This window comes from candidate division KSB1 bacterium, assembly GCA_016214895.1.
Classification (GTDB): Bacteria; Electryoneota; RPQS01; order RPQS01; family RPQS01; genus JACRMR01.
Window position 1 is genome coordinate 69,313 of sequence record JACRMR010000007.1, and the last position, 26,429, is coordinate 95,741.

Sequence of the window (26,429 nt, forward strand, 5' to 3'; positions counted from 1 at the left end):
TCAAATCACATCGGCGCTGACGCGCGGGACCACCGAAATGAACAGGGCGGGAATCAACCCGCCCTTACTGGTGCTCCGTCTGTTTGATCCACTCCATGAAGTCCCGCAATCCAGTCTCAAACTCGACCCGGTGCCGGAAGCCCAGCTCCGCCTCCGCGCGCGTGGTGTCGGCATAGGTTTGTGAGACGTCGCCGGGCTGCGGCGGCAGCTGCTTGCTGATGGCGGCGACTCCGGCGAAGCGTTCGAGTAGGGCAATCAGCTCGTTGAGTGCGACGGGGTGCGCTGATCCGAGATTGAAGATGTCATAGTGTGGCACGCCCTGCGCGCACCAGCGGATCGCACCGAGGATGCCACCGACGGTGTCGCTGACATGCGTGTAGTCGCGCTGGGAGCTGCCGTCGCCGTAGATCGTGACTTCCTCGCCGGCGAGAATTGCGCGCGCGAACTTGCGGATCGCGAGATCGGGACGCTGCCGCGGCCCGTAAACCGTAAAGAAGCGCAAGCAGGCGATGCTCAGGCCGTACAAGTGGTGATAGGCATGGCAAAGCACTTCGCCGGATTTCTTAGTCGCGCCGTACGGCGAGAGCGGCTGATCGGTGTTTTCGTTCTCGCGAAATGGCACTCGGCTCTGCTCGCCGTAAACGGACGAAGACGATGCGAACACGAAGTCTCGAATGCCGCTGCCGCGCGCCGCTTCGAGCAATTGCATCGTTCCGCGTACGTTTACGTCTTCGTATCCCAACGGATCGATTAGCGAGGGCCGGACGCCGGCGCGCGCCGCGAGATGCACGACGACTTGCGGCCGGAACTGCGTGAAGGCGCGCTGAAGCATCCCCGAATCGCGGATATCGCCTTCGAGGAGGTGAAAGTGCGGCGATCTCAGGCAGGCCTCCAAATTCTGCTCTTTAAGCGCCCGGTCGTAGAACGGGTCGAAGTTGTCCAGCCCGATGACCCGCGCGCCGGCCGCGAGCAGCGCCTCACACAGGTGTGAACCGATGAACCCTGCGGCACCGGTAACAAGGATGGTCTGGTTGGAGAAATCCGGCATAAGTATCCGTTGAAGACGAGTAAGCGCTTGGAATCGCAAATCTAACGCCGGAGCAGGCGAGAAGCAAGCCGCTCGGAGCGGGTGCGCAACGTTTGCGGACAGTCCTTGACTATTTTCCGGGGATTGGCTATATTTCTATACTATTTAGGCGGAGTAGCTCAGCCGGTCAGAGCAGAGGAATCATAATCCTCGTGTCGGGGGTTCGAATCCCTCCTCCGCTACCAGTCCCCAGTCAGGCCACCGAGGCACGCTCGCGTGGCCTGTTTTGTTACCGGCGGGGCAGAAACGGCCATTTGGCCAAGTTTATCCTCCGATGATCGATCCTGTCGAGATGGTCCGGGCCGCGATTGCCAAATACTGCCGCCCGCAGGATCGCCTGCTGTTGGCCGTATCCGGCGGGCCGGACTCGATGGGCATGCTGGAGGCCGTCTCCAGAATTCATCAGAACGCCGTTGTAGTTCATGTTGACCATCGTATTAGACCTAAATCTTCTGAAGAGTACGAAATAGTCAGAAAATTGTCAGATACACACGTACTTGCATCAGGGACGGTCCGGGTGAATGTCCCACAACTGGCAACGATGCGTGGCCTCAGCATGGAACACGCAGCGCGACTGGCGCGATATTCGGTCTTGGAACAGCAGGCGGATTTGCACGGCGCGAACTGGATTTTGACCGGTCACACGCTTGACGACTGCGCCGAAACCGTCCTCATGCGGATGCTGAGCGGCGCCCCGTGGTACGAATGGACCGGGATTCCGGAGCAACGAGGCCGGATTCTGCGGCCGATGTTGCGGGTTTCACGTCGCGAGCTTCACGACTGGGTGCGCGAATCCGGACTGGTCTATGTTACAGACGAAAGTAACTCGGATTCCAGCCATCGGCGTAATGCGCTGCGGGAACGCCTGCGTGCCTTGCCATCGTACTGGACAGATGAACGTATGCTCAAGTTCGTCGAGGCCGCGAATTCGCTGGCCCACCACCTTGCTGCCTCGCGGACGGCCGCCTACGCCGTCTCCATCATTCCGGCCACGGCAACGGACCCATGCGAGCGTGGTCTTGAAATTGACCTGATTTTAAGCTATTTTACAAGTTTAGGCTTCCTCGCGGTGGAAGAGGCCTGGGCGCGGCTGACGAATCGACCGGATGCCCGCCTCTCGTCGGCCTACCGACGGCAGATCCGCGATGTCTTGACCTCGACCGCCCCTGAGACCGAATTGGCGCTGCCGGCGAATCTGCGTCTGCTCAAGCGCGGCCGCATCGCGTGGTTAATTTGCGGGCAGGCGCCCCAGATCGATCAAGCGGTCTCCGAGTCGGCCACGGAGTTCCGGCAGTTGGGTTGCGAGTTACTTTTGGAATCAGTTTCAGCCGCAAGGCTCGACGAGTTTCGCGTTCGGAATTGGCGTCCGGGTGACCGCGTGCGCCAGCCGGGCCGACCCCTCAAGAAAGTCTCGTCGATTCTGGCGGAGCGCAAGCTAAGTCCCTTGGCGCGCGCACGCGCGCTGGTGCTATGTGATTCCGCGGGACCGTTGTGCCTGCTGAGTCGGCAGTCGTTCGAGAGCGAAATAGAGCCGCGGCCCGGTGCGCCGCGCCTCCGCGTAAGGTGGACATGCAACTAAGTCAGATGGTGATCGAGCACGGTCCGGAGACCATCGGCGAAGCGCCGTATTGCTTTCGCCGCTTCATCAGCTCCGAGCGGATTCAGAACGAGGTTCGCCGACTGGGCCAGGAGCTTTCTCGCGACTTTGCGGGCCGCGATCCGGTACTGATTGGAGTGTTGAACGGCTGTTTCTTGTTTATGGCGGATCTCAGCCGCGAGTTGCGTGTCGAGGTATCGATTGATTTCGTGAAGCTCTCGAGTTATCGCGACGGCATGCAGGCCGGCCGCCTCAATCTCGATAAGAACGTGGGGCTGGACATCGCGGGTCGGCACGTGATTTTGGTCGAGGACATCGTGGATACGGGCAATTCGCTGGATTTTCTGCGCACGCATATTCGCGGACTGGGTGTGGCGAGTCTCTCGATGGTCGCGATGTTTGTGAAGGAGTCGGCGATTCGCCTGAACCGGCAACCGGAGTACACCGGCCTGGTCATTCCGGATGATTTCGTCGTGGGCTACGGTTTAGATCATGGCGGCCGTTGGCGACAGCTGGCCGATTTGTACGTGCTCATTCCGCACGAGGACCAAGCGTGAGCGACTCACCGAAGCGAGGCAAGTCCCCCAAGAAGAAGGGCGGAGACGACAAGATCGAGTGGCGCCGGGCGACGCGCACGTTGTATGTATTCGTGTTGTTGGTGCTCGGGTTCATTGTCGTGTCGCAGCTCGTCGGCCATCGCGCTGAGGAAGTGGAAGTCAAGTACTACTTCTTCGAGGACCGCGTTACGGCGGGCGAGGTCCGCGAAGCTGTGATTGTCGGGCGCACGCTTCACGGGACGTACAAGGATGGCGGCAAGTTCCGCACGACATTGCCGATGCTGGTAGATTCGGAACTGCTCGGCCACTGGCGCGACAGCGGAGTGGCGCTGGACTTTCGCGCGGAGAAACCCGATCTCGGCAGTTATCTGTTGAGCTTGTTGCCGTGGATTCTGATCATTGGATTCACCGTGTTCATGTTGCGGCGCATGCAGGGTGTGGGTCCGAAAGGGCTGTTTTCGTTCGGCAAGAGCAAGGCTCGCCTGGTTACCGAGTCGAAGACCAAGGTTACGTTCTCCGATGTTGCCGGAGTGGATGAAGCGAAAGAAGAGCTTCGCGAGATCATCGAGTTTCTGAAGAACCCGCGGAAGTTCGCGCGGCTCGGCGGACGAATTCCACGCGGTGTGCTTCTGCTTGGCCCTCCCGGAACCGGCAAGACGCTGCTGGCGAAGGCGGTCGCCGGGGAGGCCGGCGTGCCGTTCTTTTCCATCAGCGGCGCGGAGTTTGTTGAGATGTTCGTCGGCGTCGGGGCGAGTCGGGTCCGGGATCTGTTTGAAACCGGGAAGAAGCACGCGCCGTGTATCATCTTTATCGACGAGATTGACGCCGTGGGTCGCCAGCGCGGTGCGGGTCTGGGGGGCGGCCACGATGAGCGCGAGCAGACGCTGAATCAGCTCTTGATCGAGATGGACGGTTTCGAGGAGAACGACGGCGTGATCTTGATTGCCGCGACGAATCGGCCGGACATATTGGATTCGGCGCTGTTGCGTCCCGGTCGTTTTGACCGGCAGATCGTGGTGGATCGTCCCGATGTCCGCGGCCGACAGGGGATCTTGAAAGTCCATGCGAAGAACAAGCCGCTTGCCGAAGGCGTGGACCTCGAGATTATCGCCAAGGGCACTCCGGGAATGGCGGGCGCGGAGCTTTCCAATCTGATGAACGAGGCGGCCTTGATCGCCGCCCGGCGCAATGCGGACAAGATTACGCTGAACGATCTTGAGGCGGCAAAGGACAAGGTGACCATGGGCATTGAGCGCAAGTCGCTGGTCATCTCACCGGAAGAGAAGAAATCCACGGCTTATCATGAGGCCGGCCATGTGATTGTTTCCAAGTACACCGAGGGCCAGGACCCTGTGCACAAGGTGACGATTATTCCGCGCGGTCAGGCGCTCGGATTGACGCACTATGTTCCGCTGGATGACAAGCACTCGTATTCGCGGAGCTATCTCGAGGGCCGGTTGGCCATCCTGATGGGCGGGCGCGCCGCGGAGTGGTTGACATTTGGCGACTACACGACGGGCGCGGCCAATGATCTCAAGCGCGCGACGGAAATGGCCAAGCGCATGGTGACGCAGTGGGGCATGTCGGATGCGCTCGGTCCGCTCACGTACGGGCAGAAGAGCGACGAGGTGTTTTTGGGGCGCGACTACACGCATATTCAGGATTACAGCGACGATACCGCGCGTCAGATCGACGAAGCGGTGCGGCTCGTGGTGGAGCGCGCCGCGACGTCCGCCGAGAGTATTCTAGCTCGCGAGCGCGATCGACTGAATCGGCTGGCGTTGACGCTGGTCGAACGCGAGTCGCTTGATGCGCGGGAGATCGACGAAGTCCTGGGGCTCACGCCCGTAACGGACGACGGCCTGTTGCAGGCCGCGCGCGCCGGCGAAGCGGCGAAACAGGCATAGCGAACGGATTCGTGGACCCGCGCGAGGAAGAGGAACTACGGAATCTGGTCCGGCGCGAGCTCGAATCGCGCGAGCAGCTTCGTGGCGGTGAAGCGGGGGAACGTCGGCTCCGCGTGCAGTCGGGTTCGCTCAGCGCGGAGCGGCGGCGCGTCATAGAAGAGGAGATCGCTGCCTTCTATCACGCGCGCGGCGTCTATCACCCGTACCGGAACGAGGACGGCGAGACCGAGTGGCTGACCGAGGAGGAGGTCACGGAACGCGAGCGCCAGATTCCGGTGGACATCGAGGAACTCGAGGTGGGTCAGCGGCGAATTCGCACGCGTGTGTTGATCTCCGTGGGACTTGCCGTCGTCGGCTTGATCCTGTTGTTTGTCTTGCTGCGTGATCGCACGGGCGGCATTCAAGTCATTAGCAATGTCAAGGGCGCCACGGTTCTGCTTGACGGCTCGGCGACGGAATACCAGACGGATGCCCATCTGCGTCACCTGCCCGTCGGGCCGCACCTGATCAGTCTGGCGAAAGCCGGTTTCGTCGCGGACGGCGAGGCGACGGTTCGCGTGGACCTTCGGCCCGGTTCCGACATGATCGTGACGCTGCAAATGAAACTGAATCCGCTGGAAACCAAGGAGCCGGTTAAACCTCCCCCGGGCAAGGCCGCCAAGTGATCGACAAACCGAAAATCGAGACCGCGGTTCGGATGATACTCGAAGCGGTCGGCGAGGACATCAATCGTCCCGGCCTGGTGGACACGCCGCGCCGCGTCGCGGACATGTATGAAGAGATCTTTGCCGGACTTGGCACCGATCCTCAGCACGAATTGAAGCTGTATCCGACCGAGCACAGTGAGATGATCATCCATCGGGATATTCCGTTTTACTCGATGTGTGAACACCACCTGCTGCCGTTCTGGGGATTCTGTTCGATTGCGTATATTCCGCATGAGTCGCGGATCACGGGCTTTTCGTCACTGGCGCGGATCGTCCGCTCGAACGCGCAGCGGCCGCAGATTCAGGAGACGATGGTGGCGGACATCGCGGATGCGATCATGCGCAACGTCAAGCCGATGGGCGTTTTCGTGGTGATCCGCGCGCAGCATCTCTGTCTGATGATGCGCGGCGAAAAGGTTCACGGCAGTTGGACCGTCACGTCGGCGGTGCGCGGGGCGATGCACAAAGAGGCGACCCGTCTTGAAGCACTGCACTTGATGGATGGGCACTGATCCGCCGCGGATCTGGCGGCACCGATTCGGCGAACTGCCATTGGGCGGGCGCACGCTCTTGATGGGAATTGTGAACGTCACGCCCGACTCGTTTTCCGACGGCGGTCAATTTGTCGATGCGGAGTCGGCGGTCGCTCACGCACTGCGCTTGCAGTCGGAGGGAGCCGATCTCGTGGATTTGGGCGCGGAGTCCACTCGTCCCGGCAGTTCCGCGGTTCCGCCCGATGTGCAATTGGATCGCTTACTGCCGGTCATGCGTGTGCTGCGCGATGCCCTCCGCATTCCCATCTCCATCGACACGACGCGGAGCGAAGTCGCGCGCCAGACATTGAGCATGGGCGCGGCGATTATCAATGATGTCAGCGGCTTCGGCGCGGATTCCGAGCTCGCGCAGGTCTGCGGAGCACTCGGCGCGGGCGTGGTCGTAATGCACATGCGCGGTACTCCCGCGGACATGCAACGAAATACGGACTACGACGATCTAATTGGCGAGGTCCGCGCGGGGTTGTCGCGAAGCGTAGGCGTGGGCGAGGCTCACGGGATCACCCCGGAGCACATCGTGGTGGACCCCGGTATTGGATTCGGCAAGAGTTTTGAGCAGAATCATTTGTTGATCGGGCAGTTGCGCGCCTTTCGCGGTCTGGGAGCCGGAGTACTGGCCGGGCCGTCACGGAAGGCCTTTACCGCCGAATTCAGCGGCCGGCTGGGCGGTCAGCGACAATTCGGGACGGCGGCCGCCGTGGCGCTCTGCGCGCTCCGCGGGGCGGACATAATCCGGGTGCATGACGTCGCGGAGATGCGCGAGGTCGTGCAACTCATTGATCGCAATCGCGAGGTGACCGGTGGAGTGGGATCGCGGATTCAAGATTGAGCGATTTGAGCTCCGCCATGTCCCCGGGGCGTTGGCCGTCGAGCGTCTGATTTTTGATCCGCCCTGGAGCGAAGCGTCCTTTCGGGAGTCGTTGCAGCCGCGCTTTCGCAATTGGGCGGTGCTTCGGGACGAGCAGCTCATCGGCTACCTGATCACTCAGTGGTTGTTGGGTGAGGTGTACATCTTCAACGTTGGCGTCGCGCCGGACTGGCAGCGGCAGGGCATCGCCGCGAAACTGATCGGCGACTTGATTGCTGAGGCGGAAGCGGCCGGTATGCGGGAGATGCTGCTCGAAGTCCGCGTATCGAACGAACCGGCGCTCCATTTGTATCGCAAGTACGGATTCACGCAGCTCCTGCGCAGGCGCAAGTATTACCCGAACGGTGAAGATGCATTCGTGATGCACCGTCGGCTCGGCGGGACGCCCGAACCGTCCCCGGACCAGAAGGAGGAATGATGGCGATTGAGTGGTTCAGACGGGATCGTAGCGGGGTTGACGCGCAGGCGAAGAAGGCCGCGCCGGACAATCTTTGGGTCAAGTGCGAGAGCTGTGGCGAGATTGTTTATACGCGCGAGCTGGAAAAGCGGCTGTTGGTCTGTCCGAAGTGCAATTTCCATTTTCCCATGTCCGGCGATAAGTACATTCAGATTATCGCCGACGAGGGAACCTGGAGTGAGTTCGCGCATGACCTGAAATCGACCGATCCGCTCGGCTTCAAGGATCAGCAGAAATACGCCGACCGCATCGTTTCATCCATGAAGAAGACGGGTAAGAACGAGGCGATCACGACCGGGACGTGCCTGGTCGGCGGTTATGGGGCGGTGCTGGGAATCATGGAGTTCATCTTCATGGGTGGATCGGTGGGCAGCGTCGTCGGCGAGAAACTCGCCCGGGCGGCCGACATGGCGATGGCGGAGCGGCGCGCGCTGATCGTGATTTCGCGTTCGGGCGGCATGCGGATGCAGGAGGGCATGGTTTCGTTGATGCAGATGACCAAGTCGAGCGTTAAGATCGCGCAATTGAATAAGGCGGGGTTGCCCTATATTTCGGTGTTGACGAATCCCACGACGGGCGGAACGACCGCGAGCTTCTCGATGCAGGGTGACGTGATCGTGGCCGAACCGGGAGCGTTGATCGGCTTCGCCGGTCCGCGCGTGATCAAGCAGACCATCGGTCAGGACCTTCCGGCGGGCTTTCAGCGCAGCGAGTTCTTGATGGAGAAAGGCTTCCTTGATCGCATCGTCAGTCGCGGCGAGATTCGCGACACGCTGGTGACGATGCTCAAGTTCATGTTGCCGGAGCCTCGCACGACGGCATGAGAATTCTGCTCTCTAACGACGACGGAATTCACTCGCCCGGCCTGCACGCGCTCGCGGCCGGACTGAAGGGTCTTGGCGAAATCTGGGTCGTGGCGCCCGACCGGGAGCAATCTGCCGTAGGTCACGCGATCACGCTTTCGGAGCCGATCCGGCTCTTCCCGGGCTCGGTGCCCGAGGCGGATCACACGTTTGCGATCGGCGGTACGCCGGCCGATTGTGTCAAGCTGGCGTTGACCGAACTCATGCCCGAGCGCCCTGCGCTCGTGATTTCCGGGATCAATCGCGGAGAGAACACGGGCATTTCCGTGATGTATTCGGGAACGGTTTCCGCCGCGACGGAAGGGACCATCAATGGCATTCCTTCGGTCGCGGTTTCGCTCGATTCCTTCACCTCACAGGACTTCTCCTTCGCCGCCGAGATCGCGCGGCAGATTGCGGAAATTGTACTACAGCGCGGGCTTCCGCACGACACGTTGCTCAACGTGAATGTTCCCGACTTGCCGCGCCCGCAAATCAAGGGTCACCGGGTGGCGCGCCAGGGCCGCGCGCGGTTTCAGGAAACCTTCTTGAAACGCGTGGATCCGCGGGGCAAGACCTATTTTTGGATGGACGGCGCCAAGATTCCGATTCGCGAGACGGACACGGATGGCGCGGCGCTGGTCGAAGGCTACGTCACGATTACGCCGATTCGTCTGGACTTGACCAATCATGAGTTCATGGCCGAGCTTTCGCGCTGGCCGCTGGCGGTCAGGCAAGGTTCCTTGATATGAGGCATTCGGAGCGGATTGCGATTCTCGATTTCGGCGGCCAGACGACGCAATTGATCGCGCGTCGATTGCGCGAGGCGGGAGTTTATTGCGAGATTTTGCCGTTCAACCGACCCGCGGTCGAAGTGTTCACGGCGGAAACCCGCGGGGTCGTCCTCTCCGGGGGGCCGGGAAGTGTCACCGAAGCGAACGGACCGCGCCCCGATCCGGAAGTGCTTTCCGGGCGCGTGCCGGTGCTCGGTATCTGTTACGGGATGCAAGTGCTCGGCGAGCATTGCGGCTCGCCGGTGGTGCCCGGCGATCAGGGCGAGTTCGGTCGCGCGGCGCTCGTGCTGACGAACGAATCGCCGATCTTCTCCGGATTTGGCAACACGGTCGAAGTCTGGATGAGTCACGGCGACCATTTGCGGGACGTTCGCACTCCGCTCAAGTTGTTGGGCAAGAGTGAATCGGGAATCGTCGCGGCGGTCGGTCATGAGCTCCTGCCGCTGTTCGGCGTTCAATTCCACCCCGAAGTGACGCACACGCCCGAAGGTGCGCGGATGCTTCGCAATTTCGCCATCGATATCTGCGGTTGTCGCTGCGGCTGGTCGATGGAGTCGTTCGTGGACTCGTCCATCGCCGAACTCAGGGCCGCGATCGGAACGTCGCGTGTACTCTGCGCGGTTTCCGGCGGCCTGGACTCGATGGTGACGGCGTTCCTGCTCGCTCGCGCTATTCCCGATCAACTGGTCTGCATGCATATTGACGCGGGACTGTCGCGCAAGCACGAACGGGAGCAGATTGAGCTCGCCTTTGCGCGGTTTTCGCACCTGGACCTCGAAGTGATCGACGCGGGCATCGATTTCTTTCGCGAACTAAAAGGGGTGACGGAACCCGAACGCAAGCGCAAGATTATCGGCCGCGTCTTCATCGAAGTCTTTCAGCGGGAGGCGGCGCGGCTGCCAGGAATCGAGTATCTTGCGCAGGGTACGCTGTATCCAGACGTGATCGAGAGCGTTTCGGTCAAGGGCCCCTCGGCTACGATCAAGACGCACCACAACGTCGGCGGCCTGCCCGATACGTTGCATTTGAAACTGATCGAACCGCTGCGGGAGTTGTTCAAGGACGAAGCGCGCGCCGTCGGCAAGCTCTTGGGTCTGCCCGACGACATCCTCTATCGTCATCCGTTTCCCGGTCCCGGGCTGGCGGTTCGCATCCTGGGCGAAGTGACAAAGGACCGTTGCGATCTCTTGCGCGAAGCGGACGCGATCTTCATGGAGGAGTTGCAGCGGGCGGAGTGGTACCGGCGCACACGCCAGGCCTTCGCGGTGCTCCTGCCCGTCCATTCGGTCGGCGTCAAAGGCGACTATCGGACATACGAGCAGGTCTGCGCGCTGCGCGCCGTCGATACGGATGATTTCATGACCGCGGATTTCACGCGGCTTCCCTATGATCTGCTGGCGCGCACGGCGAACCGCATCGCCAATGAAGTGCGCGGCATCAATCGCGTAACTTATGACATCACCTCCAAGCCGCCGGCGACGGTGGAGTGGGAGTGATTCGGGCCGTGCGCCCAGGCGAATCCCCAGGTCTTAATTCAGGAGTGGCGATCAGTTCATTGCAACGGTTTTGGTCGAAGCTGTAACCAGATCATTGCAGGAGCAAACGCATTATGTGCGGAATCATCGGATACGTTGGACATCGTCAGGTCGTGCCGATCTTGTTTACCGGATTGAAGCGGATGGAGTACCGCGGCTATGATTCGGCGGGCGTGGCCGTATTCTCGCAGACGGGGCTGGTGGTCCATAAGGATGCCGGCAAAGTCTCGCAGCTTGAGCAGACCGTCGGCGAAATCGGCTTGCGCGGTACGGTAGGTATCGGTCATACCCGGTGGGCCACGCACGGCGCGCCGAATCAGATCAACTCCCATCCGCATTCCGACGACGCCGGAGAGATCGTGCTCGCGCACAACGGCATTATCGAGAACTACTCGGCGCTGAAAACGGAACTTCAGCGCGGCGGCGCCCGGTTCACGACGGACACGGATACGGAGGTTCTGGCGCATTTAATCCGCAAATTCTACGACGGCGATCTGGCGCACGCCGTGCAGAAGGCGCTCTCGCTGGTGCGTGGAACCTATGGCTTGGCGATCGTCTCCCGACATGAACCCGACAAGATCGTCGCCGCTCGCCTGGGCTCGCCGATGATTATCGGTCACGGCCAGGGTGAGAATTTCGTGGCCTCCGATCCGGCCGCGTTTATTCATTTTACGCGCGAAGTCTCGTATATGGAGGACGGTGAAATTGCGGTGCTTACCGCCAACTCGGTGGAACACCGCACGCTCGCGGATGACCGGGTGGACAAGCACCTCGAGCAAATCACCTACGACATTGCGGCGATCGAGAAGAGTGGCTTTCCGCACTTCATGTTGAAGGAGATTTGCGAGCAACCGCGCACGGTCTCGGACGGCCTGCGCGGCCGCTTGCTGCTGGAAGAGGGCGCGACGAAATTCGGCGGTTTGCGCGCCTTCCTCCCCGACTTGCAAACGGCGAAGCGCGTCATCATCCTCGGCTGCGGCACGAGTTGGCACGCCGGACTCGTCGGCGAATACCTGTTCGAGGAGCTGGCCGGAATTCCCGCGGAAGTGGAGTATGCGTCGGAATTCCGCTATCGCTCGCCGATCATCGAACCGGGAACCATTGTACTCGCGATCTCCCAATCCGGCGAAACCGCGGATACGCTGGCGGCGGTTAAGGAAGCCAAGCGTCACGGGGCCAAGGTCTTCGGGATTTGCAATGTGGTCGGTTCGAGCATCGCGCGCGAGACCGACGCCGGTGTCTATATCCACGCCGGCCCCGAAATCGGCGTCGCCTCCACCAAGGCTTTCACCTCGCAGATTACCGTCCTGGTCATGCTGGCCCTGATGATCGGCCGCAGCCGCCGCATCAGCGCCAATCAGGGGCGGGAGCTCGTGCAGGAGTTGTCCAACATTCCGCAGAAGATCCAGCGGATTCTCCTGAATCGTGAGCGCATCGAGACCATCGCACATGAATTCAGCGATCACCGCAATTTTCTCTATTTGGGACGCGGCGTGAATTTCCCGGTCGCCCTCGAAGGCGCGCTCAAGCTGAAAGAGATTTCCTATATCCACGCGGAAGGCTATCCCGCGGCGGAGATGAAGCACGGTCCGATCGCCTTGATCGACGAGGATATGCCGGTGGTGTTCATCGCCATCAAGGATGGGACCTACGAGAAAGTGCTCTCCAACATCGAGGAGGTCCGCGCTCGCGGCGGACGCGTGCTGGCGATCGCGACCGAGGGCGACACCGCCGTGGAGACGCGCGCGGACAAGGTCATCTATGTCCCGGACACGCACCCCTTGTTAACCCCGCTACTGAGCGTGATTCCGCTGCAACTTCTGGCTTATTACATCGCGGTGCAGCGTGGGTGCGATGTGGATCAGCCACGCAACCTGGCGAAGAGTGTTACGGTTGAATAGACTTGTCTGTTGGTTGGCGCTGCTCGCGTTCACGCTTTGTGCGGCCGACGCGGGGGCCGAGCCGGTCACGGTGATTCTCTCGTTCGGCACTCCCGGCGATCCGGACGCCGAGGATCTCGAACGCGCGTTTCGATTCGCGGCGGAGCACGCCGCGACCCCCTTCGCCGCGGTCATCGTTCACGCCGCCTCGGCCTTCGAAGCCGCGAGTATCGCGGGGCGGGCCATGCAGGACGACGGGACGCGCCTCGTGGTCTGCGCCGGAGATGAAGGCTCGGCGGTTGCCGTCGCCTTGTTGTCAAAGCAGCTGCAGACGCCCGTGCTGAAGCTCACGAGCGAGCCGCGCTCGTTCACTAGCTTGAGCAGTTGGCTCTATGAATTTCTGCCGAGTCTGGAAGCTCAAGGCGAGGTGCTCGGAAATTACGTCGTCAAGCAGCGGATGTGTCGCTTCGCCTGTTCGCTGACGCCGGACGACGATCGCGGCAGTGCCTTGGCGAGCGGATTCAGAATGGGCGTGGAGCGCTCCAAAGGAGTGCTTGACGGCGAGCGATTCTATGCGGCAGGCGCGCCGCGCATTTTGCCCGAGCTGACGGAAATCTATCGGACGCAGGCGAGTCGGCTCTCCGCGGCTGACGCCGCGATTGCGTTGAGCGCAGGCGAGCGTGAGGAACTCTTCGGGGATTCGGCCGGGGGCGAAGTGCTGGCGGTTTCGGTGGACGGCGCCGCTGCCGCGGCCGGCAACGCGGACCACGACGCGCTGTTCTTCGCGTTGGGTTCCGACCGGATTGACGCCTACGCCGCGCAATTGAAGACGCTGTCTCGCCATACGCTGCTGTGCGGCAACTCGGGCTGGATTCACGACGCAGCGCTGGAGCGCAATCGCCGCGTTACCGACGACATGCTCATCGTATCGCCGATGTTGCCCGTGCCGCGCGACACCTCCGCGATGTTGACGGCCTACCATGATGCCACGGACACTCCGGCGAGCGAATGGGAACTGCTCGGACTGGATGCCGCGGCCTATGTCGCGCGCGCGCTCGCGGCCGGTGCGGACAGTCGAGCCGAAGTGATCCGCATCATGAACGAACTTGATCAGTTTGACGGCGCGGCGGTGCAAGTGGATTTTCGGTACGGTCACGAGAATCGGGCCGCCCGCCTGCTCGAGTACAGCGGCGGCGGGCTCAAGGTGATCAAGTAGCGCGTGAGCTACCTTGACGCGATTCTGCTCGGGGTTCTGCAGGGGATCACCGAGTTCCTGCCCATCTCGAGTGACGGCCACCTCGTCGTCGTGCAGCAACTCCTGGGGTTTGAGCACTCGCTGCTGGCGTTCGACGTCTTCATTCATCTCGGCACCTTGCTCGCCGTGGTCATTTACTATCGCCGCGAGATCGCGTCGATTGCGGCGGGGTTCTTCCGGCGCGAGGGCGGTGACGCGGCTCGTCGGCTGGTCGGCCTGATTGTCCTGGCGTCGATTCCCACTGCGCTGATTGGCTTGGGATTGAAGGCCTTGGTCGAGGACCTGAACACTTCGGCGCTCGCCGCGGCGCTCGGCTGGCTGGTCACCGGGCTCGTCTTGTTGAGCACCGAACGGGCCAAACATACTCCTCGCTCAATGACCGATATTCGGGCGCTTGACGCGCTGTTGATCGGTATTGCTCAAGGTATTGCGGTGTTGCCGGGTGTGTCCCGGTCCGGTTCAACGGTCGCGGTGGGCATGTTCCGCGGTATTCGCGCGGGGGAGGCCGCGAATTTCTCCTTTTTGATGTCGATTCCGGCGGTCGCGGGCGCGGCCCTGCTTGAAGCCGGGGATCTGAACGGCGTCGCCTCCGACGAGTGGCCCGTGTACATTGTCGGCGGGATCACGGCGGGAATTGTGGGCTATCTGGCGATCTGGGGACTGTTGAAACTCCTTGCTCGCCGTGTGATCAAGCCGTTTGGCTGGTATTGTATCGCCGCGGCGGCGGTAACGCTGATGACAATCGGAGTTCGCGCTGGATGAATCTGCCGAAGCACACTATGAATGGAAACGGCCAACGGCCTGCTGCTCGCCCCTGGATCGGAATCACGCCCGGCTATGCGGGACCGGACCCGACTCGCGGTTTTGTGAAGTTTGGCGACCTGAATTTCTGCGACTTGAACTACGCGCGCCGGGTCGAGCGCGCAGGGGGTCTGCCCTTGATTCTGGCGCACGCTCACGAGGATCAGGAGCGGCAGATCGCGCAACTGGCCGCGGCGCTTGACGGCCTGCTATTAACCGGCGGCGACGACGTGCATCCCCGGCACTATGATCAGGAGTGGTTTGACGCGGGTATCCCGCCCGCCGGCCAGCGTGATGAGTTCGAGCTTCCGCTGACGCGCGCGTTTCTCGCAACGGGCAAACCGATTCTCGGCATCTGTCGCGGGATTCAGCTTGTGAATGTGGCGATGGGGGGGACGCTCGTGCAGGACATCCCACACTTTGTCGGCCCGACTCATCATTCGCAGAGTGCGCAATCCGGCGTTCCCACTCACGAGGTGCATCTCGCCGAAGGCTGCCGTCTCGCGCGGGTCTTCCGTGGCCTGACGATCAATGTGAACAGCCATCATCATCAGGCGGTGGATCGCGTCGCGGAGGGCTTTCGGGTCGTCGGTTGCTCGGAAGAGGGCATCGTCGAGGTGATCGAACACGAGAGTCATCCCTACTTGATCGGCGTGCAGTGGCATCCGGAGCGGCTGGGCGTTGCAGACCCCCTGCATCAGGAGCTGTTTGACGATTTTGTGCAGGCCTGCCGGGAGCCAGGGTATGAGCGCTGAATCTGCGCGGACGCCGACGGTTGAGAAGCTGCTCAGCGATGCGCGCAAGGGCAACGCTCCGGCAGTGGCATTCCTCGTCGGCAGTGAGGATTTCTTACTCCGTCAGGCGCTGGCGGAATACCTCGCGGTCATTGCTCCTCCGGACGTGCGCGATTTCGACTTCACTCAGTTGCGCGGCGAAAGCGTGGACGGCAATACGCTTTACAATGCGTTGACCACGCTGCCGTTTATGGCGCCGAAGCGCGTGGTAGTGCTGGACGATGCGCTGAAGCTGGACGAAGCTCCGGGAGCGCGGCTGGCGAAGTACTTGAGTTCGCCTTCGCCCTCGACGTTGCTTGTAATGGTGCAGGTCACAGATCCCGGCAACCGGCCACCGGCGATACCCACGGGCAAGCTCTTCGTATTACGGTTCGACGGACTGCGGGAGCCAGAGCGGATTGCCTGGGCGGTGGATTTCTGCAAGCGTCATGGAAAGTCGTTGTCTCGCGAAGCCTCGCAATACCTAATCGAGTCTTCATCGGCGGAGTTGACCGATCTGTCGGCGAAACTTGTAATGGCGATTTTGTATGTCGGGGATGTGGAGGAAATCACTCCGGCGACGTTGCTCCGGGTCTCCGGGGTTACTTCCGAGTTTACGGTGTTCAATCTCACGGACGCCATTTTGAAGGGTCAGCGCGGAGAGGCATGCCGCATGGCAAAATCACTGCTGGATGGCGGCGAGGCGTTGCTGGGTCTGTTGGGTTTCCAACGCCGTTTCTTGATCAAGTTATGGCAAGTTGGTTCGGTTGATCGCCACTCGAAGGGGGCGGATCTTGAGGCGCGGAAGAAGGCGATCCTTGGCGGGCAAGCGTGGAAAAGTCATGAGTTTACGGCTCGGGCGAGGGCCTTGGGCGAGCAGGGCTTGAGGCGCGCCGTGAGCGGGTTGTTGGATGTCGAGATTCTGGCAAAAAATCGGTCCGGCGAGTCCGGCGCGCGTGCCAGATATTTTGAATGGCTGTATGAAACCTGCCGTCCGGCAGGCAGCACCTCGGAACCCAAGTTCAGGAACAGGAGTATCTTACTTAGCGCATGAATCAGGGAAAGGTGGCCAAACCGACAGACGAAGACCTGATTCTCGCGTTCCAGCAGGGCGACGAGACGGCCTTTGACGAGATCGTGCGTCGTTACCGGGACCCGCTCTTCAACTTTGTGGTGCGGCTCTTGGGCGATTCGTTCTTCAGCGAAGACATCGTTCAGGAAACTTTTCTGCGGGTCTATCGTAATAAACATCGGTACCATCAGGTGGCCAAGTTTTCGACCTGGATCTACACGATCGCGTCGAATCTGGCCAAGACCGAACTGCGGCGGCGGAAGGTCCGGAACTTCTTCTCGATCAGCTCGAAGGGCGAGGACGAGAAGGATTATGACCTGATCGATCAGGATACCGATATTGAGCGCGATGTGGACGGCGTGCTCAAGATGGAGTCCATCTTAAAAGAGATCAACGCGCTGCCTTTCCATTTCAAGGAGGCGGTGTTATTGCGGGACATTCAGGATTTGAGCTACGAGGAGATCAGCCAGATTCTCGATGTTCCCTTGGGCACGGTCAAATCCAGAGTCAATAGAGGACGCAGCCGATTGCAAAAAAGGCTAAAGTTTCTAGTTAGCGAGGAGTCTGCAGGTGAGCAACGAGGAAAGAAACGCGACTAATCCGCCGCTTAGTCCGCGTCTTGATGAGGACGGAATCAGTCCCGAGCATCTGAGGATCCGGGGTGCGCTTCAGCGCTTGCCGAAGCGATGTTGTCCGGTGGGTTTTGAGTTTAGATTACAGAAGAGATTAGAGTCCGGCGAATCGGCGCTCAGGCGACCGGCTCGTTCCTGGGGCTGGTCGTTGGGCTGGATGGGAGCAGGAGCGGGCGTGGTGACCGCGTTGGCGGTGGCGATCTTCGCTTTTGATTTCCAGCTGAATCCCGGCGGGACGTTGCAGGTCGCGGGCGTTAGTGCCCAGCCGACCGTGAGCTCGCCGCCGGTAGCCCAGCAGACTCGGGCCGTTCCGCAAACGGTATCCCAACCGGACGTGGAGACGCATACGATTAAGACTCCGCCGGTCGAGACGTCCTTGCCGGTTGCCGAGAAGGCTGACAAGAAGCTCGACTCGAAACAGGATTCGCTCGACAAGCTGAACACCAAGGGGCTTGGTTTTCCGGAGGCCCAGACCGTCAGCGGTCAGCAGAATCCGAAGTAGCGCAGATTATTAGGTGGACAAAGCAACGGCAGCCGGAGGGGCTGCCGTTATTGTTTTCGGTTCTCCCCCCCACATCCTGCGGGGACCAAAGGGGGGCAAATAGATGTGGCGTGCGTGGGGGGTAAGCGATCAGGCCGAGCGGATCGTGCGGACGGGGTTTCTCGCGTGTACTCGATTGCGCTCGATACGCAGGTGCAGTCGCTTGCGTCACTGGTTGAGAATCCGAAGAAGCTCCTCAAGCAATGGGTCTCAGGGCCATTTCGTCCGGGTCGGCGGGAAGAGCATCAGCGGATTGATGGCCAGCAGGCTCCGGTGACTGAGCCGTTCAAGCTCTACGACGGCATGATCAAGCTCATGTATCCGCGTGATCCTTCCGGCTCGCCGGGCGAGACGATCAATTGCGGGTGCTCGTGGATTATTGTGCCGGAGTCGCTGATCGAAGCTGTCGCATAAGAAAAGGGCTCAGGCACTCAGCCCAAGCCCAATTACGCTTCTCAATAGTCCGCCGAGGCCTATGGATTGTCATCATCGCTGTTCCAGCACCCTTGCACGGTGTAGAAATAGCGCGGCAAAGCCGAGAACATGGTATCCACATAGGTTGTGTCCTGCGTGAATGCAAAGGCCGTCCACGGGCCTTGGGCACGCGGCGAACCGCAGATGAAGTACATGTCCGCACCGATGGACTCCCAGCGCAGACGAACCTGATTCGGGCCGCAATGATACGCGGTGAGATTCGAAATCTCAATCTCCGTGACATCACACCCCAATTCTCCTCGGTAGAAATGCACCAGTTCTCCCTCTCCCGGTTCCAAGATCACATCAACATAGCGATTGGCACACGTCGGAATATCGCCCGCACACGGCTCCGCACTTCGCGTTGAATCCTCAAGCATATAATCCACGTAGTACGGATTGCTCAGATATGTCGTGTCAATCTGCATCAGCAATCGAACCTTGCGCCGCTCGCCTTCTCGTGCCCGACGGTTCACGATCAGGAACCAGAAATCCTCTACATCCGGATCGTTCAAGTCAACCAAGCGATTTTTGAAGCGGGACACTTGGACATAGCTTTCCGAATCCGGCTCCTGTACCCACGAACCCCCGCTTTCCTTCCATGTAAGGATTTCTTCTACCGCGCGATAGTTCTGATCATAGTACCATGTGCAGTTCGTCGCCAGCGTGTCTAACCATGTCGCTTGCAGACTCGAATAGGGATACTCATGGCGGAAGGCGCGCGACGCATAAGTCTTGACATAATCCAGAGACTGAAGGACAGGTGCAATGTGCAGAATCCCCCGACATGCCTTGGCCCCAGCCGCATAATTCGCGGTGGTGTCAAACGTGCCATTTGACCACTCCACAAACCCGCCGAAATCCCAGTTGTACCACATCAGTCCGTCCACGTCGGAAGCGAGCGCCAGCCAAGCGGTCAACTTCACTTCATTCGGAGTCGGAGTGCGAATCGGAGCATAGCACTGGTTCCCCTGTCCCAAGCCGTCCGATCCACCCGCCACCAAAGCCCACTTAGGAGAGTTTAGACTATCGTGCGCGAATTTGACTTGTTCAGGTAGAGCAAACATGAACTTCTCGCCCTCATCGGTAAGATAGCTCTCGTAACCCGGATAGCTCTCCAACGGCTCAGCACCAAACATGAACTCGTCCAGAGTGCATTGCAGGGACTTAATTCCCCGGTAATGACCGGAGCCGCAGTCACCCGGCACGAGCTGCAGATAGGGGCGGTCCGTGGAGTCGCTTGTCCACAGAAACTCCGTCACCGAACCGCCCGCGCGACCCGGGCACGGCTCACACACCGCCGAATCCGGATGCCCGCCTCCGCCGAACAGATAGAACTCCGACATGTGCGCGGACATCTGCACGCTGTCATTCAGTTCTGTTCGGAACGCTGTGCGGCCCCATGCATTCCCGCTGCTGTAGCCATTGATGAAGAAGGTCGGCAGGCCGCCGGACTGAAGGATGCTATTGACTTTTGTGATGGATTTCAGGATCGGCATCCCATTGTTTTGGCCGGTGACGTCCCATTCGTCGTAGTACCAGCCGCATGACCTCCCGTAAGAGTTGGTGTACTCGGTCTTAAAAGCGGCATAGATCGAATCTGCCCACTGATTGGCAATGGGCGAGGCAAACATCCGGTACGCGCCTTCGTCATAGGCTTCAACGCGGTTGAGGTAAAACGTGTGCTGGCCCTCGTAATGCACCGCCATTCTTACATCAGTTCTTGCACCGTAAGCGACTCCGCCGAGGTAGATGTCATCCAGCGAGTTGGGGTAATCCGCCGGGCCGAAGCGCACCTCGTACCACGGAACAGTCGTCAGAACGTTGAAGTTGTCATCCAGCAGGTCATAATAACCGCGTTGGCGGAATCCACGAATTCCGTTGTAATCCAATTGTTGGATTGAGCCTGTGTCGGCAAAATGATTGGCCGGGCCGGAAAGCGCCACCACGCCACATTGTCATAGCCGTACATTGAACTGCTGGGTGTGTGTACCATCCAATAGAAATTAGCCAACGCCGAGGTCGTGTCTATCGGTTCATCGGAATCCACAGCCCACGTGACTTTGAAGTGCATGGGCATAAACCAACTGCTGTCCATAAAGCCGGTTTGCAAGCCGTCCCACCCCGAGAATTTGCCCAGATCGGATTGAGGCCTCCACATTGTACCCGCTGGACCAGTTATGGCAACGACAGGTCTTGAAGGACGGTTTGGCAGCCCGGGTGAGTTTACTCGGTCAGTATTGTCGCCGATACTGTAGTCAAATGACCAGTAGCCGTTCTGGCTCGGCCAGACATTTCCTACCTGCACATCTCGGTATTGTGCATCTACATATTTGGCTCCGTGCATTCTTCCGAGGCCCGGATAGAACCAGTTCATGACACCGATGTGCGTACAGTCTTGCGCTACGTCGTTGTCAATGAAGTTATCAGGATAGGGATAATAAACCATCACTTTGGTCACCCCCATGTCCCGGTACCCGTCATAGACATTCCTCATCCACTCGTCACCGTTGGCGGTGTATCCGGTGTCGGCCATGAAGTCATCGTAGGAACCGACGTACCCGTTGTAATAGATGCCCCAGAAATACCGCATGTTCAGGTATGATAACGGATCGCTGTAAATCGCAATGTCAAAACTGAAGGCAATGCTGGCCGTAAGCAGAAGCACAAGTGCGGCCACAAAAAGAAAACCTGTCCGTGTCATGAGACCATTCCTTTCTGCGAAAATGTTCGTTGTAAGAGTACTATTTGAGAAGCATTAACTTTTGTGTGGCTTGCAACTCTTCCACCTCAACATGAACAAAATAGACTCCGCTCGGTAAATCATTCGCTCGGAGATGATAGGCATACGTCCTTGTGAATGGCGGCAACGTCTCTCGTCGAACTTCCTTCCCAAGCACGTTGAAAATTGTCAATGTCGCAAGCCACCCTGAGAAGGGCAATTGTAATCGGACGGTCGCTTCAGAGTTAAAAGGATTCGGATATGCCTCGACACTCAACTCATTCGGGAGTTCGGGTCGTGCATCGTCTGCATCAGCGATCAAAGAGTCGTCCCCTGCGATGATGACGCAACGTCCTCTCCAACCCAAGTAAGCAAAGTCGTCCCATGCTCCGACGGCAATATCATCAATGCCGTCTCCGTTCACATCTCCCAATCCAGCAGCAGCGTAAATTCCAATTAGACCATTCGGCCATGAGCCCTGAATTTCGAAGGTTGGATTGGGGAAAATCCACGGATGACCGAGATGCAATGTCATGCATCCAAACATGTTTGGAAAACAGTCAGGTGCGAATAATACTAAGTCTTGATAGCCATCGTGATTGAAATCTCCCGCGCTAACAGCATATCCCGCCGCGCCGGAACTCAAGTAAGTGTCTGGGTCTGGTCGTAAGCTATCTCTTCCGAAGTGAACCTCGGCTCCATTCACGGCCGAGAACAAAAACTCATCGTAAGCATCGCCATTTAGGCTCTTGACCCCGCCTAGAGGCTGGCTCACGTTTGAAAAAAAATAGGCTGGAACTGTGTCCGGACTGCTTCCGCCTAAGAAGATAGCGGCATTGAACGGCGGATTTGGATTGAAACAAAGGAAATCAGAGGCCCCATCCCCGTTGAAATCGCCGACCGAGTAAGGAATTGTCTGCAAGATTCCTGACGGCGGCTGGAACAGCGTCCAGTCCGCTACTGTGTCCATAACAGTACCACCAAAGTATATTCTTGCCACATCACTATTGAAGTCATATTCGAACAGGTCGTCGAAGCCGTCCCCGTTGAAGTCCCCGGAACCCTGACCGTAAAAATTGGCCAGTGGGTAGAGTCCGACTCCGAAAGAAATTGTCCACTCCATACCCGGTTCAACAGAGAACCCATTGCCCCCGAAGAAGATGCCCTCGGTACTCATGGGGGGATGACTCGCCAGCCAGAAGTTAACCTTCCAGTCCATGTATCCGTCGCCGTTCAGATCACCAACGATGTCGGCATACCACAACTGGCTGTAGACGGTAGAATCCTCACGGAGGATAAACGCTGGCATCGTTGAAAGCGATTCTCCGCCAAAGAAAAACTCCAAATAAGAGGCTCTTGTGCCGTTCCACCCTCCTCCATTTCCCTGCGCATATACTGCCCAATCCGCAAACCCGTCATCATTCTGGTCGCCCAAGGGCAAAATCTTGTACCCATAGGCAGAGCTGTCCGTTTGTCCGCTCCGGTCCCAAATGACGTGGGGCTGGTACGGCTGGGCGATGCATTCGCTCACAGCAAACGCGAGAATCAGTACGAGGAAGCCGATTTCTGCACGTTTCATTCCATCGAATCCTTTACACAAAAAAAGACAGATCTCGCGCACGATGTCAGTGGCAAGGAATGTGCGTGCAGTCCTGCGGGATGTCATTGAAGTTAGCCGGGTAAATGTAATTCACCTTAACTTTGGTTACGCCCATATCCCGATACCAGCCATAGACATTCCCCATCCAGTCTTCGCCATTCGCCGTGTAGCCGGTGTCGCTCATGAAATCATCGTAGGAACCGCTGTACCCGTTGTAATAGATACCCCAGAAATACCGCATGTTCAGGTATGATAACGGATCGCTGTAAATGGCGATGTCAAAACTGAAGGCAATGCTGGCCGTAACCAGGAGCACAAGTGCGGCCACAAAAAGAATACCTGTCCGTGTCATGAGACCGTTCCTTTCTGCGAAAGGTTGTTGAAAAGAGAGTTATTTGAGAAGCATCAGTTTTTCTGTCACTTGTAAGTCACCAGACTGAACATGAGCCAAATAGACGCCACTCGGCAAGTCGTTAGCATGGAATTGATAGATATATTCGCCGCTGAATGGTGGAAGGACTTCCTTGCGAACCACCTGTCCGAGTACATTGAAAACCGAGAGGGTTGTCACGCGTGCTGAGGGCGGACATCTCATTTTGATTCTCGCCTCAGAGTTGAATGGATTCGGATAGACATTGACTTCCAATTTCTGTGGAATCTCCGGGCGAGGATCATCTGCCGAAGCGATCAGCGAATCGTCTCCGGCGATGATGACGCTTCTCCCCCGCCAACCAACGTAAGCGAAGTCGTCCCATGCGCCTATGGCAATGTCATCTATCCCGTCCCCATTGACATCGCCTAAACTAACCGCCGTGTAAATGTTAATCAAGCCGTCCGGCCACGAACCTTCTATTGTGAACACCGGCTCCGGATTCACCCACGGATGACCCAAATGTAGCGTCAGCGCGCCGAACATGTTGCCGTCGCATTGGTCATCCCACATCAAGAGATCGTTGTAAGCGTCATGGTTGAAATCGCCCGCGCTCGCGGCGTGCAGAGTATAAGTACAAGAGAACTGAATAGTGGTGCTCGGAACAGACTGTAGAATGGAGTCGCCGAAATGCACGTCCACGACGTTTTCGCCTTCAAAGAGAAATTCGTCAAACGGATCGCCGTTCAGACTTCGAACACCGCCAATCGGCGCACGATTCGGAGCTGTCCACAAATAGTCGGGTATTGTGTCCGGGACGCTGCCGCCTAACAGGATGGCAACATTTCCGTTTCCGGGATGAAAGAACAACAGGTCAGAGTACCCATCACCATTAAAATCGCCATTCGCATATGGGATAGACTGGTTAATTCCCGGCGGTGGTTGATTGAGTATCCAATCAGCCGTGGTGTCAACTAAATGTCCTCCAAAGCAAACCCATGCAGTGTTGGTGCTTTCTCGGAAGAAAAGCAGATCGTCGAAATCATCCCCGTTGAGGTTACCGATAGGGATCGCCGCAATCGCTCCGTCAAATCTCCATTTGACATTCGGTGTATCACTAACCGTCGATCCGCCGAGAAAAAGCCACTTCTCCTGAATAAGACTATCTCTTCGCGATAGTTCATAAAGCCAATCCCTATATCCATCTCCATTCATATCACCGACCACAAAGGCGGAGGGGTCATAAAAACGTTCGCTATCCGCTCTGAAAACGTGGAACGGTTGCACGGAAAGGGATTCTGCTCCGTGAAAGAATTCCACATATCCGCGCTGCGTTCCTGCATAAGCAAAATTTCCCCACGCCCCTACTGCCCAGTCCGCATAGCCGTCATTATTCTGGTCACCGAGCGGCAGGATTTGGGTGCCGTATGAGGAGCTATCTGTTTCGCCCGTTCTGTCCCAGATGACATGCGGCGCATACGGCTGCGCTCGGACCACCAATGGTAAGGCAAGGGCGAGAAACAAGAACGTTTTCATAGTTGGTCTCAATTCAGGATCAATGCTAAGACATCTGCACATCTCGAAACTGTGCATCCACATACTTGGCACCGTGCATCGTGCGCAAACCGGGATAAAACCAGTTCATGACGCCGATGTGAGTACAGTCTTGCGCCATGGCATTATCATTGAAGTTATCCGGATAGGGATAATACACCATGACCTTGGTGACGCCCATATCCCGATACCAGCCATAGACGTTCTCCATCCACTCTTCACCGTTGTCCGTGTATCCGGTATCGGCCATGAAATCATCATAATCGCCCGTGTAGCCGTGAAAGCGGATGCCCCACAGATACCGGGTATTCAGCCATGAAACAGGATCGCTGTAAATCGCAACGTCGAATCCAAAAGTGCTGGTGGCTGTAAACCAAGTTGCAAGGAAAATAAGTGCCGCCGCGAGAAAAAACCTTGCCTTTCGCATGACAGTTCCTTTCCGCGAAAAGTTCTTTTGAAGAAGAAGTACTATTTGAGAAGCATTAACTTCTGCGTGGCTTGCATTTGTCCGGATTGAATGTGAGCCAGATAGACGCCACTCGGCAGGTCATCCGCGTTTAGGTGGTAAGTGTAGGAACTCGTGAAGGGCGGCAAAACTTCCCGCTTGACTTCTCGCCCCAGCACATCGTATACGATGAGCGTCGTAAGTCCGTGAGAGACGGGGGATCGAAGCCTGATGGTCGTAACCGAATTGAAAGGATTCGGATACGCTTCAAGGCTTAGCGAGATCGGAAGCTCTGGCCTTGCGTCATCTGCGCCCGCTATTAACGAGTCATTACCGGCAATGATGATGCAGCGTCCCCGCCATCCGAGATAAGCGAAGTCGTCCCACGCTCCAATAGCAATGTCGTCAATGCTGTCACCATTCACGTCGCCTAATCCTGCTGCCGTGTAAATTCCAATCAAACCATCGGGCCACGTGCCATCAATAGTGAACGTCGACCCAGGATAGATCCACGGGTGCCCCAAGTGAAGTGTCAGCGAGCCGAACATATTATCCGAACAGTTACGGGAAAACAGGATAAGATCACTGAAGCCGTCGTGGTTGAAATCTCCGGCACCAACGGCTTGATCTGCGTACGTACATGAAAAGTCTAGCTGGCTATCCGAGACAGGTAGAAGAGAATCACGCCCAAAGAACACATCCACAACATCTGTCCCTTTGAACAAAAACTCGCTGGTGTTGTCGCCATTCAGACTTCGTACCCCACCTATAGGAGCACGATTTGGAATCGTCCAGAAATAGGCGGGCAGTGTGTCAGTGGCCGCTCCGCCAAGAAAGACCACTGTGTTTCCACTATTCGGATTGAAGCACAGAAAATCCGAGGCTCCATCGCCGTCAAAATCGCCCATAGCATAGGGGATCGTTTGGTTAATCCCCGGAGGCGGCTGCCGGACAGTCCAATCCGGCAAAGTATCCATTGAGCCACCCCCGAAATACATCCTCCCAATATCCAAGTCCTCATCGTAGGTATAGAGATCGCTGAATCCGTCTCCGCTAAAATCACCCATTGCATAGACCGCTGAATGTGAGGTTATCGGCACGTAAGCGTCGGCAAGAGTGTCTGCCTGTGGGCCTCCGAAGTAAATTGGAAAAAAATAGTTGGCAGGATGACTTAATGGCCATGCCCAGAGCAACCAGTCTTGATAGCCATCTCCGTTCACATCTCCTACAGACAACACCGACCACGACGGGCTGTTAACAGCTGTGTACTGCACCCCGTATTTTGGACACGATCTCCCAGCTGGTTATGGGGTGAGGGCGGGTTGATAATATTGGGTTTCGAACTCGACCGGCGGCACATAGCCTAAGCGGGAGTGCAGCCGTTCCTGATTGTAGACTTGATCGA

At 58.3% G+C, this 26,429-nt stretch carries 26 protein-coding genes and 1 tRNA gene; 19 read left to right on the forward strand and 8 right to left on the reverse strand.

Annotated elements, in window-relative coordinates:
• Positions 1-64: 64 nt before the first annotated feature.
• Positions 65-1,048: an SDR family NAD(P)-dependent oxidoreductase gene (locus HZB60_04520; GenBank protein ID MBI5059031.1), complete on the reverse strand. Its 984-nt coding sequence runs from the start codon at positions 1,046-1,048 to the stop codon at positions 65-67.
• Positions 1,049-1,195: 147 nt separating this feature from the next.
• On the opposite strand from HZB60_04520, the gene HZB60_04525 reads away from it, so the two are divergent.
• From HZB60_04525 to HZB60_04615, 19 genes are all read left to right on the forward strand, one after another.
• Positions 1,196-1,272 (forward strand) — tRNA-Met (locus HZB60_04525).
• A gap of 89 nt (positions 1,273-1,361) precedes the next feature.
• Positions 1,362-2,666, forward strand: a complete 1,305-nt coding sequence (gene tilS, locus HZB60_04530) for a tRNA lysidine(34) synthetase TilS (GenBank protein MBI5059032.1) — start codon at positions 1,362-1,364, stop codon at positions 2,664-2,666.
• Entirely contained in the window at positions 2,657-3,241 is a 585-nt protein-coding gene (locus HZB60_04535) for a hypoxanthine phosphoribosyltransferase (protein MBI5059033.1), read from the forward strand. The genes tilS and HZB60_04535 overlap by 10 nt, the downstream gene beginning before the upstream one ends.
• 53 nt (positions 3,242-3,294) lie before the next feature.
• Positions 3,295-5,148 carry an ATP-dependent metallopeptidase FtsH/Yme1/Tma family protein gene (locus tag HZB60_04540; protein ID MBI5059034.1) on the forward strand — a complete coding sequence of 618 codons (1,854 nt, stop codon included), beginning with the start codon at positions 3,295-3,297 and terminating at the stop codon, positions 5,146-5,148.
• A gap of 11 nt (positions 5,149-5,159) precedes the next feature.
• Complete coding sequence (locus HZB60_04545; protein ID MBI5059035.1) at positions 5,160-5,813, forward strand: hypothetical protein; 654 nt, start codon at positions 5,160-5,162, stop codon at positions 5,811-5,813.
• Positions 5,810-6,367: a GTP cyclohydrolase I FolE gene (folE, locus tag HZB60_04550; protein ID MBI5059036.1), complete on the forward strand. Its 558-nt coding sequence runs from the start codon at positions 5,810-5,812 to the stop codon at positions 6,365-6,367. The genes HZB60_04545 and folE overlap by 4 nt, the downstream gene beginning before the upstream one ends.
• A complete protein-coding gene (gene folP, locus HZB60_04555) occupies positions 6,357-7,238 on the forward strand; it encodes a dihydropteroate synthase (protein ID MBI5059037.1) in 882 nt (293 codons plus the stop codon). Before folE ends, folP begins: the two co-directional genes overlap by 11 nt.
• Positions 7,210-7,695, forward strand: a complete 486-nt coding sequence (rimI, locus tag HZB60_04560; GenBank protein ID MBI5059038.1) for a ribosomal protein S18-alanine N-acetyltransferase — start codon at positions 7,210-7,212, stop codon at positions 7,693-7,695. The genes folP and rimI overlap by 29 nt, the downstream gene beginning before the upstream one ends.
• 5 nt (positions 7,696-7,700) lie before the next feature.
• Complete coding sequence (locus HZB60_04565) at positions 7,701-8,558, forward strand: acetyl-CoA carboxylase carboxyltransferase subunit beta (protein MBI5059039.1); 858 nt, start codon at positions 7,701-7,703, stop codon at positions 8,556-8,558.
• A complete protein-coding gene (surE, locus tag HZB60_04570) occupies positions 8,555-9,328 on the forward strand; it encodes a 5'/3'-nucleotidase SurE (protein MBI5059040.1) in 774 nt (257 codons plus the stop codon). Before HZB60_04565 ends, surE begins: the two co-directional genes overlap by 4 nt.
• Positions 9,325-10,866 (forward strand): glutamine-hydrolyzing GMP synthase, encoded by a 1,542-nt coding sequence (gene guaA, locus HZB60_04575; protein ID MBI5059041.1) that lies wholly within the window; start codon positions 9,325-9,327, stop codon positions 10,864-10,866. The genes surE and guaA overlap by 4 nt, the downstream gene beginning before the upstream one ends.
• 113 nt (positions 10,867-10,979) lie before the next feature.
• Entirely contained in the window at positions 10,980-12,806 is a 1,827-nt protein-coding gene (gene glmS, locus HZB60_04580) for a glutamine--fructose-6-phosphate transaminase (isomerizing) (protein MBI5059042.1), read from the forward strand.
• On the forward strand, positions 12,799-14,001 hold the full coding sequence (locus HZB60_04585) for an ABC transporter substrate-binding protein (GenBank protein ID MBI5059043.1): 1,203 nt from the start codon (positions 12,799-12,801) through the stop codon (positions 13,999-14,001). The genes glmS and HZB60_04585 overlap by 8 nt, the downstream gene beginning before the upstream one ends.
• Positions 14,002-14,004: 3 nt before the next feature.
• Positions 14,005-14,802 carry an undecaprenyl-diphosphate phosphatase gene (locus HZB60_04590; protein MBI5059044.1) on the forward strand — a complete coding sequence of 266 codons (798 nt, stop codon included), beginning with the start codon at positions 14,005-14,007 and terminating at the stop codon, positions 14,800-14,802.
• Entirely contained in the window at positions 14,799-15,596 is a 798-nt protein-coding gene (locus HZB60_04595) for a gamma-glutamyl-gamma-aminobutyrate hydrolase family protein (protein MBI5059045.1), read from the forward strand. The genes HZB60_04590 and HZB60_04595 overlap by 4 nt, the downstream gene beginning before the upstream one ends.
• A complete protein-coding gene (gene holA / locus HZB60_04600; GenBank protein ID MBI5059046.1) occupies positions 15,586-16,668 on the forward strand; it encodes a DNA polymerase III subunit delta in 1,083 nt (360 codons plus the stop codon). The genes HZB60_04595 and holA overlap by 11 nt, the downstream gene beginning before the upstream one ends.
• Positions 16,665-17,285 carry a sigma-70 family RNA polymerase sigma factor gene (locus HZB60_04605; protein MBI5059047.1) on the forward strand — a complete coding sequence of 207 codons (621 nt, stop codon included), beginning with the start codon at positions 16,665-16,667 and terminating at the stop codon, positions 17,283-17,285. Before holA ends, HZB60_04605 begins: the two co-directional genes overlap by 4 nt.
• A gap of 97 nt (positions 17,286-17,382) precedes the next feature.
• Positions 17,383-17,820 carry a hypothetical protein gene (locus HZB60_04610; protein ID MBI5059048.1) on the forward strand — a complete coding sequence of 146 codons (438 nt, stop codon included), beginning with the start codon at positions 17,383-17,385 and terminating at the stop codon, positions 17,818-17,820.
• 165 nt (positions 17,821-17,985) lie between these two features.
• The gene (locus HZB60_04615) at positions 17,986-18,273 is read left to right on the forward strand and encodes a hypothetical protein (GenBank protein ID MBI5059049.1); all 288 of its coding nucleotides are present in this window, start codon (positions 17,986-17,988) and stop codon (positions 18,271-18,273) included.
• A gap of 59 nt (positions 18,274-18,332) precedes the next feature.
• Here the strand turns inward: HZB60_04615 and HZB60_04620 are convergent, their stop codons facing one another.
• Genes HZB60_04620 through HZB60_04650 form a run of 7 tightly spaced genes read right to left on the reverse strand, consistent with a single transcriptional unit; the run spans position 18,333 to position 26,244 of the window.
• Positions 18,333-20,225, reverse strand: coding sequence for a hypothetical protein (locus HZB60_04620; GenBank protein ID MBI5059050.1), 1,893 nt, complete (start codon positions 20,223-20,225; stop codon positions 18,333-18,335).
• The gene (locus HZB60_04625) at positions 20,150-21,037 is read right to left on the reverse strand and encodes a hypothetical protein (GenBank protein ID MBI5059051.1); all 888 of its coding nucleotides are present in this window, start codon (positions 21,035-21,037) and stop codon (positions 20,150-20,152) included. The genes HZB60_04620 and HZB60_04625 overlap by 76 nt, the downstream gene beginning before the upstream one ends.
• 40 nt (positions 21,038-21,077) lie before the next feature.
• Entirely contained in the window at positions 21,078-22,634 is a 1,557-nt protein-coding gene (locus HZB60_04630; GenBank protein MBI5059052.1) for an FG-GAP repeat protein, read from the reverse strand.
• Between the two features lie 46 nt (positions 22,635-22,680).
• The gene (locus HZB60_04635) at positions 22,681-23,007 is read right to left on the reverse strand and encodes a hypothetical protein (GenBank protein MBI5059053.1); all 327 of its coding nucleotides are present in this window, start codon (positions 23,005-23,007) and stop codon (positions 22,681-22,683) included.
• Between the two features lie 39 nt (positions 23,008-23,046).
• A complete protein-coding gene (locus HZB60_04640) occupies positions 23,047-24,561 on the reverse strand; it encodes an FG-GAP repeat protein (protein ID MBI5059054.1) in 1,515 nt (504 codons plus the stop codon).
• A gap of 25 nt (positions 24,562-24,586) precedes the next feature.
• The gene (locus tag HZB60_04645) at positions 24,587-25,006 is read right to left on the reverse strand and encodes a hypothetical protein (GenBank protein MBI5059055.1); all 420 of its coding nucleotides are present in this window, start codon (positions 25,004-25,006) and stop codon (positions 24,587-24,589) included.
• A gap of 41 nt (positions 25,007-25,047) precedes the next feature.
• Positions 25,048-26,244 (reverse strand): T9SS type A sorting domain-containing protein, encoded by a 1,197-nt coding sequence (locus HZB60_04650; protein ID MBI5059056.1) that lies wholly within the window; start codon positions 26,242-26,244, stop codon positions 25,048-25,050.
• Positions 26,245-26,429 lie beyond the last annotated feature (185 nt).